The 14,796-nt window shown below is 45.1% G+C and carries 10 protein-coding genes and 3 tRNA genes; 2 read left to right on the top strand and 11 right to left on the bottom strand.

Annotation, left to right across the window (positions count from 1 at the left end; translation table 11 throughout):
- Positions 1–26: 26 nt before the first annotated feature.
- The 4 genes from NLG07_RS08050 to dnaQ form a co-directional block, all read right to left on the bottom strand.
- Positions 27–103 (bottom strand) — tRNA-Asp (locus tag NLG07_RS08050).
- 32 nt (positions 104–135) lie between these two features.
- A tRNA-Asp gene (locus tag NLG07_RS08045) sits at positions 136–212 on the bottom strand.
- Between the two features lie 25 nt (positions 213–237).
- Positions 238–314: transfer RNA gene (locus NLG07_RS08040), tRNA-Asp, on the bottom strand.
- 298 nt (positions 315–612) lie between these two features.
- Complete coding sequence (gene dnaQ / locus NLG07_RS08035; protein WP_254854954.1) at positions 613–1,329, bottom strand: DNA polymerase III subunit epsilon; 717 nt, start codon at positions 1,327–1,329, stop codon at positions 613–615.
- A gap of 73 nt (positions 1,330–1,402) precedes the next feature.
- On the opposite strand from dnaQ, the gene rnhA reads away from it, so the two are divergent.
- Positions 1,403–1,873 carry a ribonuclease HI gene (gene rnhA / locus NLG07_RS08030; RefSeq protein WP_254854953.1) on the top strand — a complete coding sequence of 157 codons (471 nt, stop codon included), beginning with the start codon at positions 1,403–1,405 and terminating at the stop codon, positions 1,871–1,873.
- Here rnhA and NLG07_RS08025 read toward each other — a convergent pair.
- The 5 genes from NLG07_RS08025 to NLG07_RS08005 all read right to left on the bottom strand — a co-directional run bounded on the left by NLG07_RS08025 (position 1,870) and on the right by NLG07_RS08005 (position 9,921).
- On the bottom strand, positions 1,870–2,157 hold the full coding sequence (locus tag NLG07_RS08025; RefSeq protein WP_254854952.1) for a PilZ domain-containing protein: 288 nt from the start codon (positions 2,155–2,157) through the stop codon (positions 1,870–1,872). The genes rnhA and NLG07_RS08025 overlap by 4 nt on opposite strands.
- A gap of 99 nt (positions 2,158–2,256) precedes the next feature.
- On the bottom strand, positions 2,257–6,012 hold the full coding sequence (gene hrpA / locus NLG07_RS08020) for an ATP-dependent RNA helicase HrpA (protein ID WP_254854951.1): 3,756 nt from the start codon (positions 6,010–6,012) through the stop codon (positions 2,257–2,259).
- Between the two features lie 9 nt (positions 6,013–6,021).
- Positions 6,022–7,041, bottom strand: a complete 1,020-nt coding sequence (locus NLG07_RS08015; protein ID WP_254854950.1) for an isoaspartyl peptidase/L-asparaginase family protein — start codon at positions 7,039–7,041, stop codon at positions 6,022–6,024.
- A gap of 144 nt (positions 7,042–7,185) precedes the next feature.
- On the bottom strand, positions 7,186–8,850 hold the full coding sequence (locus tag NLG07_RS08010) for an EAL domain-containing protein (protein ID WP_254854949.1): 1,665 nt from the start codon (positions 8,848–8,850) through the stop codon (positions 7,186–7,188).
- A 9-nt stretch (positions 8,851–8,859) separates the two neighbouring features.
- Positions 8,860–9,921: a putative porin gene (locus NLG07_RS08005; RefSeq protein WP_254854948.1), complete on the bottom strand. Its 1,062-nt coding sequence runs from the start codon at positions 9,919–9,921 to the stop codon at positions 8,860–8,862.
- Between the two features lie 86 nt (positions 9,922–10,007).
- Here NLG07_RS08005 and NLG07_RS08000 point away from each other — a divergent pair, with 86 nt between their 5' ends.
- The gene (locus NLG07_RS08000; protein WP_254854947.1) at positions 10,008–10,436 is read left to right on the top strand and encodes a response regulator; all 429 of its coding nucleotides are present in this window, start codon (positions 10,008–10,010) and stop codon (positions 10,434–10,436) included.
- 51 nt (positions 10,437–10,487) lie between these two features.
- On the opposite strand, the gene NLG07_RS07995 is transcribed toward NLG07_RS08000, so the two are convergent.
- Both NLG07_RS07995 and NLG07_RS07990 read right to left on the bottom strand, forming a co-directional pair.
- The gene (locus NLG07_RS07995; protein ID WP_254854946.1) at positions 10,488–12,860 is read right to left on the bottom strand and encodes a TIM-barrel domain-containing protein; all 2,373 of its coding nucleotides are present in this window, start codon (positions 12,858–12,860) and stop codon (positions 10,488–10,490) included.
- A 1-nt stretch (position 12,861) separates the two neighbouring features.
- Positions 12,862–14,769, bottom strand: a complete 1,908-nt coding sequence (locus NLG07_RS07990) for an alpha-amylase family protein (protein WP_254854945.1) — start codon at positions 14,767–14,769, stop codon at positions 12,862–12,864.
- Between the last annotated feature and the right edge of the window lie 27 nt (positions 14,770–14,796).

The following is a 14,796-nucleotide window of genomic DNA, read 5'->3' as shown; positions in this document are numbered from 1 at the left end:
AACAAAGGTAGTTATATGCTGATACATGGCGGAGTGGACGGGACTCGAACCCGCGACCCCCGGCGTGACAGGCCGGTATTCTAACCAACTGAACTACCACTCCGCAGTATATCAAAAAGATAAGTGTCGTTTACATGGCGGAGTGGACGGGACTCGAACCCGCGACCCCCGGCGTGACAGGCCGGTATTCTAACCAACTGAACTACCACTCCAGCGCGTGCAAACAATGATGAAAAATGGCGGAGTGGACGGGACTCGAACCCGCGACCCCCGGCGTGACAGGCCGGTATTCTAACCAACTGAACTACCACTCCGCTGTTTCATCGTGCAATGTGTTTTACCTCATTGCGGGCGCAGATAATACGTTCATGAGCCCCTCTCGTCAACCGATTTTTTAACAAAATGAAGCATATTTTTGAGTTTGAGCAGATAATGTGCAAAAACAGCTGTTTTTGTTTATTTAATGGAACATTTTAGACTGACTCATCTGCGGCTGACGTTTTTTTGAACGCCAGCTTGTCGAGCAACAACAACGCTAAAACACAACGCGCACATTAAAATAGCGAATCAAATAAAGATAAGTGCTTATTTCTGCGTGCCGTGAAACTCTCATCATTGGCGATACAAGCACGTCCCTCCTGCTTGTTCAATGATATCAAGACGCGCTTCATGCGCCTCTATTTCATCGGCCGTGGCACTTAATACCTTTAATGGTTTTTGTGGGGGCGTAATGCGTACAATCCCAGATGCATCACTTTGCGCAGTGTGTTGGTCAAGGCTCAACACTTCTTGTGATGAGGTCATCAACAAATACACATCGGCAAGGATCTCGGCGTCGAGCAATGCTCCGTGCAAATCGCGATGTGAGTTATCAATACCGTATTCTTTACACAAAGCATCCAGGTTATTACGCTGTCCTGGACGAAGCTTTTTGGCGAGCTCCAAACTATCCGTCACCTGACAGATTTGATCTGTACGGATCAGAGCCGTGGCTGGATTCATGGCAAATTCCAAGTTCATAAAGCCCACGTCAAACGGTGCATTATGGGCAATAATCTCTGCATCTTGGATAAAATTAATGAAATCTTGGGCGACGTCTTTGAACACCGGTTTATCTGCCAAAAAGTCATCACTGATCCCATGCACAGCAAATGCTTCAGGATCAACTGGTTGCTGCGGATTGATGTACACATGGAAATGATTGCCGGTCAACTTTCGATCAACCAGTTCAACACAACCGATTTCAATAATCCGATGGCCTTCGGTAAAATGGCCCCCCGTTTCGCGGTTCATCCCGGTCGTTTCAGTATCTAAAACAATTTGACGCATGTTCAAACTCACTGTGTGTTATGCTTGTAGAATAGTATATCAAGATTTTAAACAATTAGCGGAAGTTCTCGGCGTGAAACATGTGCAAATTTGGACAGATGGGAGTTGTCTCGATAATCCTGGCCCTGGCGGTTATGGAGCTATTTTATCTTACGGTGGTAAACGCAAAGAACTCGCTGAAGGGTTTACCTTAACCACCAATAATCGCATGGAGTTATTAGCTGCCATTAAAGCCTTAGAAGCCCTTACTCAGCCTTGTCGTGTCAGCCTCACAACCGATAGTACTTATGTCAAAAATGGAATTAATCAATGGATCCACAACTGGCGCAAAAACAACTGGCGTACCGCCAGCAAGCAACCCGTAAAAAACGTCGACTTATGGCAAGCTTTGGACAAAGCAATTGCCCGGCATACTATTGAATGGTTTTGGGTAAAAGGGCACTCAGGTCAGCCTGAAAACGAGCGTTGTGATGAGCTTGCGCGAAAAGCGGCAGAGTATGCAAAAGCCGGTAACGGTCAGCCTGATACCGGTTATCAAACTTAGTTCATTTTGTGAAACTTAACCCCAATCACATACTCATCGCCGCGCTGAACCGCTGGTCGAATAACTTCCGCTTGTGCGGAAAAAGACGGGACCTCTCGATTTTGAGAATCGATTTCAATCTCTAGCATGGTGCCAACAGGAAATTTTTGTTGGGTTAAAGCAAACGACATTCCCGTGGCGCTGAGATCCTTACATACACCCATTACCTGTTGTTCATCAAAACTAATTTTGCATTGTGCATTGATCAATATGCGGTAAAAATTGCGATTATCTTCGTACGCCAATATTTTATAAACTCCATAAAAAATCCATCCGACTATTAAGGTTTAGGCGTAAACGATATGTTTGTCAAAGTAATCTAATTTATAAAAAGCGATTTTACGTTAAGTAAGCTGAGCAATCGCTTGCTCAATGCGCTTGCTTGATATCGGATATTTCGTGCCGAGTTGCTGCGCAAAAAAAGACACTCGCAACTCTTCTACCATCCACCTTAGTTCATAATAGGTATCGGGTAGCGCGGTGCCTTTTGGAAGCGTATTTTTGAGTTTTTGGATCTGTGCATTGATTTTATCAATTTGAATTTGATGCAAGCGATCCTTAGTGGGGTCGACTTTCAGCTTGTCAACTCGCTTGCGTAAAGCTTGCAAGTAACGTTGCCAATCCCCTAGCCGCTCAGCACCAATGTCTGATACAAAGTGTGGGTAGACAAGCTCATCCAAATGGCTCTTAATATGTCCTACGGCTTCGAGCATGGTCAGTGGAATATTACCTTTTGTGGACTTTTTGATGTCATTCGCACAGGTCAGACCCGCTTCAACTTGCTGCGCTATAGCCAACACCTCATCATTAATGTGCTCTCGAACACACTCACAAACCTCAGCAAATGACGTTTTGTCACGAATGTCAGTCACCTTCTGTTGTTTTTTGTACTCCTGTACACAATGCGCAATCCCAGCAATAATGCAATCGTCAATCAAGGCTGCTACTTTGCCAAACGGATTATAATACAACCCAAGCTTGGCTTTGTTGGGTAGCTTTTCATGCAAGTATTTTATGGGCGATGGTATAGCAAGTTGGATCAGTTTATACAACCCTTGCTGATGAGACGCTTGAGCCACATGAGGCTGATCGAATATTTTAATCGCAACTGAGTTAGACTCAGCCACCAATCCTGGATATCCTTGAATCGAAAAGCCAGCCGTTTTATGCGTAAACGTCTCAGGTAAGTCAACAAAATTCCATTCTACGAGCCCCGATTGTTCTAGCTCAGGTGTGGCAACTTGCTCTAAAGACGCCTGAATGCGTTCTTTGAGAGCGTCTTTTAACTCAAGTAAATCGCGTCCTGCACGAATTACTTTACCCTTGTCATCGACCACCGCATAACGCATCTGCAAGTGTTCGGGTAAAGCGAGATCGTCCCACTGTTCTACAGCAAATCGCATACCACTCATTTTGCCCAATTTATCCGCTAATGCGGGTAACAGAGCGTGATAGTTACCCTCTTCATCCGTAGGCTCTAGCGCTGCTAAACACGCATCCGCATAGTGCGGCACAGGCACAAAATTGCGGCGTAACCGTTTAGGAAGGCTTTTAATCAAGGTCACTAATAACTCATGACGTAATCCTGGTACCAGCCACTCAAAGCCGTTTGGGGTGACTTGATTAAGCAAAGCCAGTGGAATATGGACAGTCACACCATCATCTTCACTATTGGGCGAAAACACATACGTTAACGGCAAGGTCAAAGCACCTTGTTGCCATGTGTCTGGATAAGCGAGCAACGCATTTGACCCAATTTCATTGTGCCATAGCATGGCAGCGTCAAATTTAAGCATACTCGTATCGGAGAGTTTCTGCAGCCATTTGCGCATACTCGCTTCGGATACAACGTGCTCTGGGATCCGCTCTTGATAAAAATCGACTAACACATCTTCACTGACGAGCAAATCACGTCGGCGGGTTTTTTGTTCTGATTCAACTACCACATCAACTTGCGCTTGATTGTGTTGTAAGAACTCATACTTCATGCGGGTAAAGCCATTGACCAACGCTTCACGAATCAATAATTCTCGTGCAATCTGTGGCTCGCGTTGACTGATCACGATGCGACGTTGCGCCACAATAGGGAGCCCGAATAGCGTGACTTTTTCAAGCGCCATCGCCGCTCCTTTCTTGGCTGACCAATAGGGCTCTGATAAATGGCTTTTACTGAGGTGTCCAGCCAGTGGCTCTAACCAATGAGGTTCGATTCTTGCGACATATCGCGCGAATAAGCGGGATGTTTCAACGAGTTCCGCTGCGATCATCCATTTTGGACGCTTTTTAGCTAATGGGGAGCCCGGAAAGATCATGAGCTTAGCATTGCGAGCCCCGATAAAATCTCGGTCTTTATCATGCATCGCAACATGCGAAAGTAACCCGGAAGCCAAAGCACAATGGATATCTCGATAATCGGGCTCTTGCTCGCCTGTGGGTAAAAATTTGAGCTGCTTTGCGACTTGCTGGATTTGGAAAATAATATCCTGCCACTCTCGCATCCTCAAATAATGTAGGTAGTGCTTTTTGCACCATTTGCGCAACTGCGAGTTATTGAGATTCGCTTTGGCCTCAACAAATGCCTCATAGATGTTATACAACGTAATAAAATCAGAATCATCATCCGCAAACTCGCGATGAATTTCATCAGCTTGTTGTTGCTTATCCAAAGGCCTTTCACGGGGATCTTGAATACTTAAACCGGCCACAATGATACTGACAACAGGTAGCGCTGGTGAGTTTTTGGCGGCCACAACCATGCGTGCATACCGAGGATCGACAGGTAATTTCGCTAATTGTTTGCCCAAAGGGGTGAGTGAGAGTGTTCGCTTGTGTTTGACAATCGCGTTTAACTCTTCTAAGAGACGCATGCCATCATTAATAAAACGCTGATCGGGCGCTTGCACAAATGGAAACGATTGAATATCCCCTAAACCAAGCCCGAGCATTTGCAAAATGACCGAAGCAAGATTGGTTCTTAAGATCTCAGGATCGGTAAATTCTGGTCGGGTAACAAAATCTTCTTCGCTATACAATCGAATGCAGATCCCATCTGCGACACGACCACAACGACCAGCTCGTTGTTGCGCTGACGCTTGTGAAATGGCTTCAATCGGCAAACGTTGCACTTTGGTACGGTAACTATAACGCGATATACGCGCATAACCAGGATCGATTACATAGCGAATACCCGGTACCGTCAAAGAGGTCTCGGCCACATTAGTGGCAAGGATAATGCGTTGCCCTGTATGCGGAGCAAAGATTTTATTTTGCTCGCTGGCGGCTAATCGAGCGTATAAAGGTATGACTTCGGTATTGCGCCATTTTTGTTTGTTAAGGGTGGTTTCAATTTCTCGGATTTCGCGCTCACCACTCAAAAATATCAATATGTCGCCCAAAGGTTCAAGGCGCAAGGCATTCACAGCTTCGACTAAGCCCGTTGCGAGATCGCCATCGCCATCGGAGTGTTCATCAAACAGCGGTTGATAGCGAATTTCAACTGGATAAGTACGACCAGAAACAGTGACCATTGGGGCGTCATTGAAATGCTTAGAAAACCGCTCAGGATCGATAGTAGCTGAGGTAATAATCACCTTTAATTCAGGACGGCGAGGTAATAGCTGTTTGAGATACCCCAACAAGAAATCGATATTTAATGAGCGTTCGTGTGCTTCGTCAATGATGATGGTGTCATAGCGAGACAAGAGTTTGTCGTGTTGGATCTCAGCGAGTAATATCCCATCTGTCATCAGCTTAACTAAGGTGTTGTCCGCCGAACGATCACTAAAGCGAATTTTACATCCAACAACCCCACCCACAGCGACACCTAATTCTGAAGCAATGCGGTCTGCGACTGAGCGAGCGGCTAAGCGACGAGGTTGAGTATGCGCAATGATACCGGCAACCCCGCGGCCAAGTTCCAAACAGATTTTGGGTAGTTGTGTGGTTTTACCTGACCCGGTCTCCCCAGCCACAATGATCACTTGATGCTTGGCAAGCGCTTCTTTGATTTCGTCTTTTTTGAGCGCAACCGGCAGATCTGGATACGTTATTTTAGGAATGTGTGATTGTCGTTGAGCCTGTTGCTCTGGAGTCAATGCCATCTGTGTCAATTACTCAAAAATCGCTACTGTTTTGACACCATTTGCATCAATACTGGCGCGATACATACCTGTGGTATTAAACGGCATTGCCACATTACCTTGAGCGTCTACCGCCACGACGCCACCGTCACCCCCAGCGTCAACTAACACTCGATTAATTACCTCATCGGCCGCTTCCACTAAGGAAAGATTTTGATAAGTCATGCGCTTACAAATATCACTGGCGACTTGATAACGAATAAAATATTCACCGTGCCCTGTCGCTGAAACGGCACATGAAGCGTTATCAGCAAAGGTTCCTGCGCCGATGATTGGAGAATCCCCAATGCGCCCAAAACGCTTCGCAGTCATACCACCGGTCGAGGTTCCAGCAACTAAATTACCTGATTGGTCGAGCACAACCACTCCTACGGTGCCAAATTTTTCTGGGTGTTGATAATTCAGCGAAGCTTGGCGCTTGATACGTGCTTTGGCTTTGTGCAGTGATTGCAAACGACGCTCAGTATTAAAATGGGTGTTGTCTACGCGTTCAATCGCAAATTGTTCAGCAAACGTTTCCGCCCCATCACCACTGAGCATGACATGCACCGAATGATTCATCACCGCTTGCGCTGCCAAAATTGGATTTTTGATGTGTTTCACACCGGCTATTGCCCCTGCTTCTCGGCTTTTACCATGCATGATTGAGGCGTCTAATTCGTGCTCAGCATCAAATGTATACACTGCGCCAACGCCGGCATTGAATAATGGAGAATTCTCCAAAATCATAATGGCAGCAACCACGGCGTCTTGTCCATCAGCACCTGTTTGCAAGATTTGATAACCTGCTTCTAATGCCTCTGAGAGTTTCGCATAATATTGCGCTTTCAGTTCTGGTGTGAATTGTTGAGGGGATAACGTTCCGGCTCCACCGTGTAATGCAATGGCAATTGGCCCCTGCTTACTGGTTTCAATTTGATTTGCCCAACTAAAGCAACTGGATAATAGCAAAAGAGCAAAAACACTGGTTAGAACACTTTTGGTAAACATACAGACCTCAACTCAATGAATTGGTCGACAAGTTTAATGGATCTGTATGGGAAGGCAAATATTTTGGGCTAGTGCAACAAATTCGGTTTAACGACGACCTCGTGAATATAGTTCGACCATGTACACTTATCAAAGGGCTTGCGTTTACTGACGAAAGGGTTGAGCAACCAACATATGCTCTATTTCTTTAGGCTGAACAGGAGCTGAGTAAAAATATCCTTGCACGTAATCGCACTTTGTCACATTGACTTTTTCTAGCACAGACTGGGTTTCAATACCCTCAGCAACCACTTCAATATTCAATTCATGACACGTTTGTACTAAGTTACTAATGAGAATTTGCGTATCAGTATTGTATTCAATATCATCAATTAGCGCTCGATCAATCTTAAGTATATCAATCGGTAATTTGCTTAAATAAGCAAATGAAGAATACCCCACCCCAAAATCATCAATGGCGATTTTGACACCAAGCTGCTTCAACCCATTCAGTGTTTTTCTGATCAATCTTAGGTTTTTAATCAAACTCGTTTCAGTCACTTCCAGTACGAGTTTCGACGCATCCACTTGGTATTCTGCAAGATGCCGTTTAATCGTATTAATTATATTTAGATTGGTTAATTGATTAACCGATACGTTGATTGATAAGCGTTCAAAATCGTGACTCATACGTGCCAATCTAGACAACTGGGCGATCCCGTGTTTCAGTACCCAGTCACCGATGCCGATAATTTGCCCATCATTTTCAGCAATTTCAATAAATTCAACAGGAGAAATCCAGCCTAATTTTTCGTGTTTCCAGCGCAGTAACACTTCCGCACTTTGAATTAAACCGTTTGACATAGTCACTTTGGGCTGATACATCAAGCTGAACTGATTACTATTTAGGGCTTTAGCAACATCTGATTTGATCGTGAGCTGGCGCTTTTTGGCTTGGATGTATTGCTCGGTGATCGCCACATACTCTTCTTGAGAACGCAATAAAACTCGAGCTTCTTTTAACGTTTCATATAGATAATTTTGGGCTACATTCAAATCGTTTGTGGCAAAATAGCTCGAGGCCAAATCGATGACTAGTTCGTTTTCTATTATCCATTGTGAATCACAAATAGTACGAATGAGTTGCGACATTTTAGTCGCCATTGTTTCTTTGTCTGGCCATGGAACCAACGCGAGAATTTCTGAATCATTAGGTTGAAAAAAGCGAACAGGGACATGACAAAAGCTCTGAATTTCTTGAGCAAGTGAAACGAGTATTGAATCAAGCGCACAGCCGTTCCGTTTTAGATCTAAAGCGTTATCAATCGTAAAATACATGGCACAATGATTATCATGACCAAATTGACATTCTTCTACGGCAGCTTGAAACGCTTTTTGAGCTTTTAGATAATTTGTTTCGCCTAATAAATTGCTTTCCGCCTCACGTGCTTTGGCATGGGCTAAAGCCTCGTCTATTTCGGCCAACAGGTTCTGATTATCCCAAGGCTTCGTTAAAAATTTGAAGGCTGTGCCATTGTTCAATACAGTCAAGGCTGAATTAAAGTCCGTGTAACCAGAGATGATCATGCTGACGATGTGTGGGTGACGAAGTTTGATCTCCGATAGTAACTCGCCTCCATTCATTTTGGGCATTCTGAAATCGGATAGCACTAGTTGAATATTTGACTGTTCATCCAGCAAATTTAAGGCCTCTGCTCCAGACTCTGCAGTATGTACATCGTATCCATTGTTACGAAACAAACGGCGCAGTGACTTTAAAATATTAATTTCATCGTCAACAACTAGGATGGAGGCTTTTTTTGTATTCATACTATTCGCTTATAGTGTGAGACCTAATTCAATGCGGAGTCGTTGACCTTCTTTGACAGGCTTATTGATGGTTTTTATGTCGCTATACCGAGTACCAATCCAAACTTTTGGATTAATTCTATATCGGTAGCGAACATCAAAACCTTTAATGTTTGATGTAGAAAAACCCGCAACGGCGTTTTGAGCAAATTCAGTAACAACGCCATAGCGCTCTGTTTGCAAAACTCGAACATGCCATTGCGCATTACCCACGTGTTGCAACTCACCATGGGTAAGCTGAATCGCCCAACTCAAATCGCCATAATCTTCTTTGGGAGCATCTGTATTCTTACCTAAGTCTAATCCCAATTGGAAGTTTTTGAACGTTAGCCATGAAGAAAGGCGCCAAGACATGTGGTCAATTAATGTGTCTCGAGTCGCATATTCAGCCTGTGCGCCATGATAAGAGACAAACCAAGGGTACAGCTGCCAAGAAAGTTCCGGTGAGAATTGCCCTGTTAAATGCGCCTGAGCGAGAAACATTTCACCTACCGTACTGCTAGCGCCATCTAATGGCTTAAGGTAACTCAACGTAAGCGGCATTGATGTCCCCTGCCAAGTTACCCCAATTGGGTGCAAATGACGATCCCAAAAAGCATCGCTTGCATTTTTTAAAGGCCAAGGCTGCTTACCCAAAGTAACCGCTCCCCATTGAGAACTGTGATAGCGAATAAAGAGACGGTCAACATAAATGTCTGAATCCGGCTGTGGTTGCTCAGAAAAATGCACAAGTGTCATCGCTGGGACATTTTGTTTATCACGCAACCCTGTTGTGAGTCGAGACTGAATAGACCACTGTTCATTGCTTAAGGCAATGCCAAGATTTCCAATAAAACGCAAGCGAGAGCGGTCGCTGCGGAAAGAAAAACGCTCATCCTCATAGCGAAACAACACAAAACCTTGTACTCGATGTGTCCATTTGTTCGTATTTGTCGCATTTATCGTTTCATTATCACCAGCCAATGCCGATAAAGAAAAAGACAAGCAAAATGCGCTTAGGATTAAGCTTTTCAACAAATATGCTGTTTTCATAACATTCCTTGTTTACAGTAACACTATTATTTCGTCTGTTAATCGACTTTCTGGAGTTGTGACATTCTAAATAAAAGGATTTATATATGGAATACTTATCGACTGGACAAATAGCTGAACTGCTATCATTAACACCGAGAACGGTTTTGCAAAAACCCAAAATTTTAGTCATTGAAGATGATTTAGAAATGTTAAAGAGTATTGGCCGAATTATTCGTCAATCTCATTGGGAGCCGATTTTGGCAGCAGATGGTTTCCAGGCGGGCAAATTATTACATGAACATCGACCTGTGGTCATGACGTTAGATGTTAATATGCCAGGTATAAATGGCTTAGACATACTCAAATTTACTCGTGAGCAAACTGAATTTGCTCATATAAAAATAATTGTTGTGTCAGGCTCAGCGAATCAACATTTACACGCAGCACTCGTAGATGGAGCAGATGCCATTATCCAAAAACCATTTAAGAACCAAGTGTTAGTAAGCACCATTGCTGAGCTACTCAATGAATAAATAGCTTACCGTAAATTAAGCTTTCATTGTGAGGAAGTGCCGGATGATGGTTCAAAAAGCAACCGACACGCTTGCTGCCGTTTTGAGTGACAAAATAAAGTTTAAGGCTCCATTGGTATAGCGCCACTGGGAGGATGATAATATCTGTCCATCGACTGAAACTTGGGTTGGCTTTGGCAAGCCATAGATCACTTGCTCAACGTTACGCTGAGCAGGTGCTGTAGAATAAGTTCCGACGACATCGTAGCGCAATGACAACGTATTTGAGCGCTGCTCAGCGCTCATCAAAACACGTTGATACTGTGCGTCACTCAAGCTATCAGGCGATATCCCATCGTCTTCATACCAAGTGCTCGCAGCACTTTGCACACTGTTATCAGCGTAGTATTCAATCACGATGTCTTGGCTGGAATAGTCATCTAAGTGCATGGGTGCCTCAGCTAACATCGGGACAAAACTCCCCGCTTGAACATGCACCGGCATCAGCGCTAATGGCGCATCAACTAAGACCTCTTGCCCCCCTTCGCGTTTGGCTTTACTCCAATAATCAAACCATACGCCGTCCGGAAGGTTGATTGCGATTTCAGTCACCCCAGCTTCTGTCACTGGCGTCACCAAGAACGACTTACCAAAATAGTAACTATCAGCACTGCGAGCAAAGGCATCTTTGTGATAGAAACTCAACGGACGCATCAATGGCATGCCGGTCAAACTGTTTTCTAGTGCCATGGAATAAATATACGGCATCAAAGAATAGCGGAGCTGAATATAGTCCCTTGCAATGTCTAACGCAGGGCCTGGATGGAACACTGGCTCTGGTGCAATATTTTCTTGCGCGTGGGGACGAAATACAGGGCTAAACGCCCCATGTTGTGTCCAGCGAATATAAAGTTCAGGATCGAACACCTCACCACCAGCAAATCCGCCCACATCAGAGTGAATATAAGCAAGGCCAAACACCGACATTTGTAATGAGAGTTCTACTTGTGACTGCAATCCGCCCCAACTACGTGAAACGTCCCCCGTCCACGGCACCATGCCAAAACGCTGGGAGCCAAGAAACCCGGCACGCATCATAATAAATGGGCGCTGCTCTGGCTGGTGTTGGCGTGATAGCTCATAAAGGTTCTTAGCCCATTGATGACCATAGACATTGTGTAGTTCGTCAGCAGTGCGCGTGACGCCATTAAGCTGATGTAGTGAATCACTTGGGTGAACTTCAGGCTCGCCCAAATCCCCCCACCAACCGGCTACACCTTGGTCGGCAAGAGTTTGATAAAATTGATTAAACCACTGTGTGCCCTCAGGGCTAAAGACATCGACCAACCCGGTATTGCCAAAGAAAAAATCAAAACGCTTTGGCTGTCCATTTAATCCCTTGGCTAATGCATTGTTATTGACCGCGTTGTCCCACTGATTAGAGGTCGTTAATATAAATGGCTCAGTGATCAATACAGTTTTGACATTATCTTGAGCAAGCTGTGCAATCATTTGCTCAGGCTCAGGCCATGCAGTGCGATCCCAATCTAAGTTACCCATGTCCCCTTTCATCTCAGGGCCAAACCAGTACAGATCCAGTACGATAGCGTCTAAGGGTACACCTAAATCGCGAAACTTCTGCGCGGTTTCAAGCGTCTGTGTTTGGCTGCGATAGCCAAAGCGCGAGGCAAAGTTCCCCATGCTCCAGCGCGCTGGGACAGGCTGTAAACCAGTGGTTTGCGTAACTTTTTGTGATAAACGCGCCGTATCTTCTGCCATGACCACAATATACGCCATACGCCCTGCTTGCGCGGTAAATTCTAAAATATTGGACTCATCAGCACCAATATCCAGCTCACCGCTCGCACTATTATCAAACAAAATCGCATAGTTTTGGTCAGACAGGACTGCTGGCAGCGAATAGTACATCTGGTTGGATTCGGTCGTATAGCCATAATGCGCACGGTTGTATAATGGCATTTTGTGGCCTCGACGATCCATTCCTAACACACGTTGTCCACCACCGTAAAATGCTTCACCTTCATCAATCGCAAAACGAAAGCCACGCATATTGGGATAAACAAACGCGCCGGCTTCTTCTGCAACCAAGACTTCATTGTCTTTCACAAAAGATAAACGGGTGGTGGCTTTATCTACGTGCACTGTATATCCATGCCCACCAAACATGAGTGTGTCTGTAGACTGGATTAATTCAGCAGTCTTAGGCGTGTGATTGTCTGGTAATGCAAACGATGGCAGCATATTTTGTTCGCTCTCAACCACGATTTCAAATACACCAGTATTGAGCTGAGTAATGTGTATCGGGTATTGCTCAGTTTGCACAATCAATGTTGCGTCGTTATGCACGTGTGATGTGACTTGAGCTTGGGTCGAGAAGCCAAGCAGCGCGAACAACGCGCCACTTATTATGGGGTTTCGTTTCATGTTAGTTGACCTCAAGCACAACCGATTCAAGCCCTTGCAAATTCAGGGTTAACTCGCCCACACCATTCGTTACGTGCAACGCGTAATCAGCCTCGCTAAGCAAATCTTTCAGTGCATTTTCCCCTGCACGCAGCTGTAATTGCGACACCACCGCTGCGGGAATCGTAAGAGTCGTTTGCATGGGTTCAGTAGTGAAATTATTCACCACAATCAAACGGTCTTCCAGGGTAAATCGAGTGAACGCAAAGTGCTTGTCAGTATAACCTTCAGTGGCTTTATTCGCACTGTGCAGAGAAATATATTCACCTGCCATGGCGGGATGAAATGCCGCGATGTCCATCACTTTAATATAAAACTCACGTAACGCTTGTTCTTCCTCTGTGAGCTGCCCCCCGTCAAACTTACCCTCGTTCATCCAGCGCTGATGTGCAGGTACCCCGATGTAATCGAAAATCGACGTACGCGTGGGTCCACCAAAGCCAGGGACTTCTGAACCATCTTCACCTACATCTTGACCAAAATACAACATGGTCGGTGAGCGACTGATCAGGGCAGATACTACCAGCATAGGCTTGCCTTTGTGCATGTCACCGGCAAAATCTGGACTGGCAATGCGCTGCTCATCGTGGTTTTCTAAAAAGTGTAGCATGTGTTCTTCGATGTCGCGCACTTCCGACTGAATGCGCTCAAGTGCATCGGTACTGCCGTGACCTTGAATGACCCATTTGAGCGAATCATAAAAATCCACTTTGTCATATAGGTAATCCATTTTGCCTAGATGTAAATAATCACGAAACAGGCTCGGATTGTAGACTTCAGCCAATAAAAAGGCATCAGGATTTTTGTTTTTAATGGAAGAGTTCAAAAACGACCAAAACTCCACGGGCACCATCTCGGCCATATCAAAGCGAAAACCATCGACTCCCTTGTCTAACCAAAAGTGCACAATGTGTTCAAACTTATACCACGAATCTGGCAAGTCTTTGTCCTGCCAAAAGGCATGATGCTCAGCGAGTCCTTTTTTGCGATATTCTTTTGGCAACGTTGGAAAATCATAGGTCCCGTCTGGGCGAACGCCATAATTGACTTTGACTGTCTCATACCAGTCATTGATGTTCGGTTGCGCTAAACGCGAGCCGTTACCCGTCCATTTGGCCGGGCTTTCTGCAAATTTTCCATCGAGTAAAGGCGCAGAATCACCGCCTAATGCCCGATAGCCATCGGTCGACTCAGGCACCATAAAATCTTGGCCTGGTATGTAATAAAAATTGTTATTGCGTGCATACTCCACACTGGTATCATCATTCGCACCAAAGTCCTCTACCCCGTCTGGCTTGCCCAATGACTCATATTGTCGCGCCACGTGATTGGGTACGATATCAATTAATACCTTCATGCCGTGTGTGTGAGTGCGCTGAACTAACGCTTCAAACTCTGCCATGCGATTAGCTGGATCATCTGCCAAATCGGGATTCACTGAATAATAATCTTTGACTGCATAAGGCGAACCGGCGCGTCCTTTGATCACGTCCGGATCGTCCAATGAAATACCATACTCAGTATAATCAGCGACTAATGCATGGTGCGGGATCCCCGTATACCAAATGTGAGACACGCCAAGTTCGCGGATCCCCATCAGTGCCTCATCGGTGAAATCAGACATTTTGCCCACGCCATTTTCTGCTACCGTGCCCCATGGCTTATTGGTCGTATTGGTGTTGCCAAACAATCGAGTAAACACCTGATAAACGACAGGTTTAACATGCTCAGGTTGCGCCACAATGTATCCCTCTTGATGGGCGTTAGCTGGTTCAGCGGTTTGTTTAGCAGGTGAACAAGCCATGAGACCTGCGCCTAATGCGGTCGCCGCTATTGCTGACGCAATGATATGCGAAGTGCTTTTTGTCATTATTTTATCCCTTAATCACATAGCCGA

Origin of the sequence: Alteromonas sp. LMIT006, assembly GCF_024300645.1 — a bacterium.
GTDB classification, from domain to species: domain Bacteria; phylum Pseudomonadota; class Gammaproteobacteria; order Enterobacterales; family Alteromonadaceae; genus Opacimonas; species Opacimonas immobilis.
Note: the sequence above shows the minus strand (reverse complement) of the source record. Positions and strands in the feature narration are given on the sequence as shown.

What these genes read in the sequence shown, in the direction of transcription:
- NLG07_RS08005 (WP_254854948.1), bottom strand. Translation starts at nt 9,921, where the DNA reads ATGAAAACAGCATATTTGTTGAAAAGCTTAATCCTAAGCGCATTTTGC.
- NLG07_RS07995 (WP_254854946.1), bottom strand. Translation starts at nt 12,860, where the DNA reads ATGAAACGAAACCCCATAATAAGTGGCGCGTTGTTCGCGCTGCTTGGC.
- hrpA (WP_254854951.1), bottom strand. Translation starts at nt 6,012, where the DNA reads ATGGCATTGACTCCAGAGCAACAGGCTCAACGACAATCACACATTCCT.
- NLG07_RS08015 (WP_254854950.1), bottom strand. Translation starts at nt 7,041, where the DNA reads ATGTTTACCAAAAGTGTTCTAACCAGTGTTTTTGCTCTTTTGCTATTA.
- dnaQ (WP_254854954.1), bottom strand. Translation starts at nt 1,329, where the DNA reads ATGCGTCAAATTGTTTTAGATACTGAAACGACCGGGATGAACCGCGAA.
- NLG07_RS08000 (WP_254854947.1), top strand. Translation starts at nt 10,008, where the DNA reads ATGGAATACTTATCGACTGGACAAATAGCTGAACTGCTATCATTAACA.
- NLG07_RS08010 (WP_254854949.1), bottom strand. Translation starts at nt 8,850, where the DNA reads ATGAATACAAAAAAAGCCTCCATCCTAGTTGTTGACGATGAAATTAAT.
- NLG07_RS07990 (WP_254854945.1), bottom strand. Translation starts at nt 14,769, where the DNA reads ATGACAAAAAGCACTTCGCATATCATTGCGTCAGCAATAGCGGCGACC.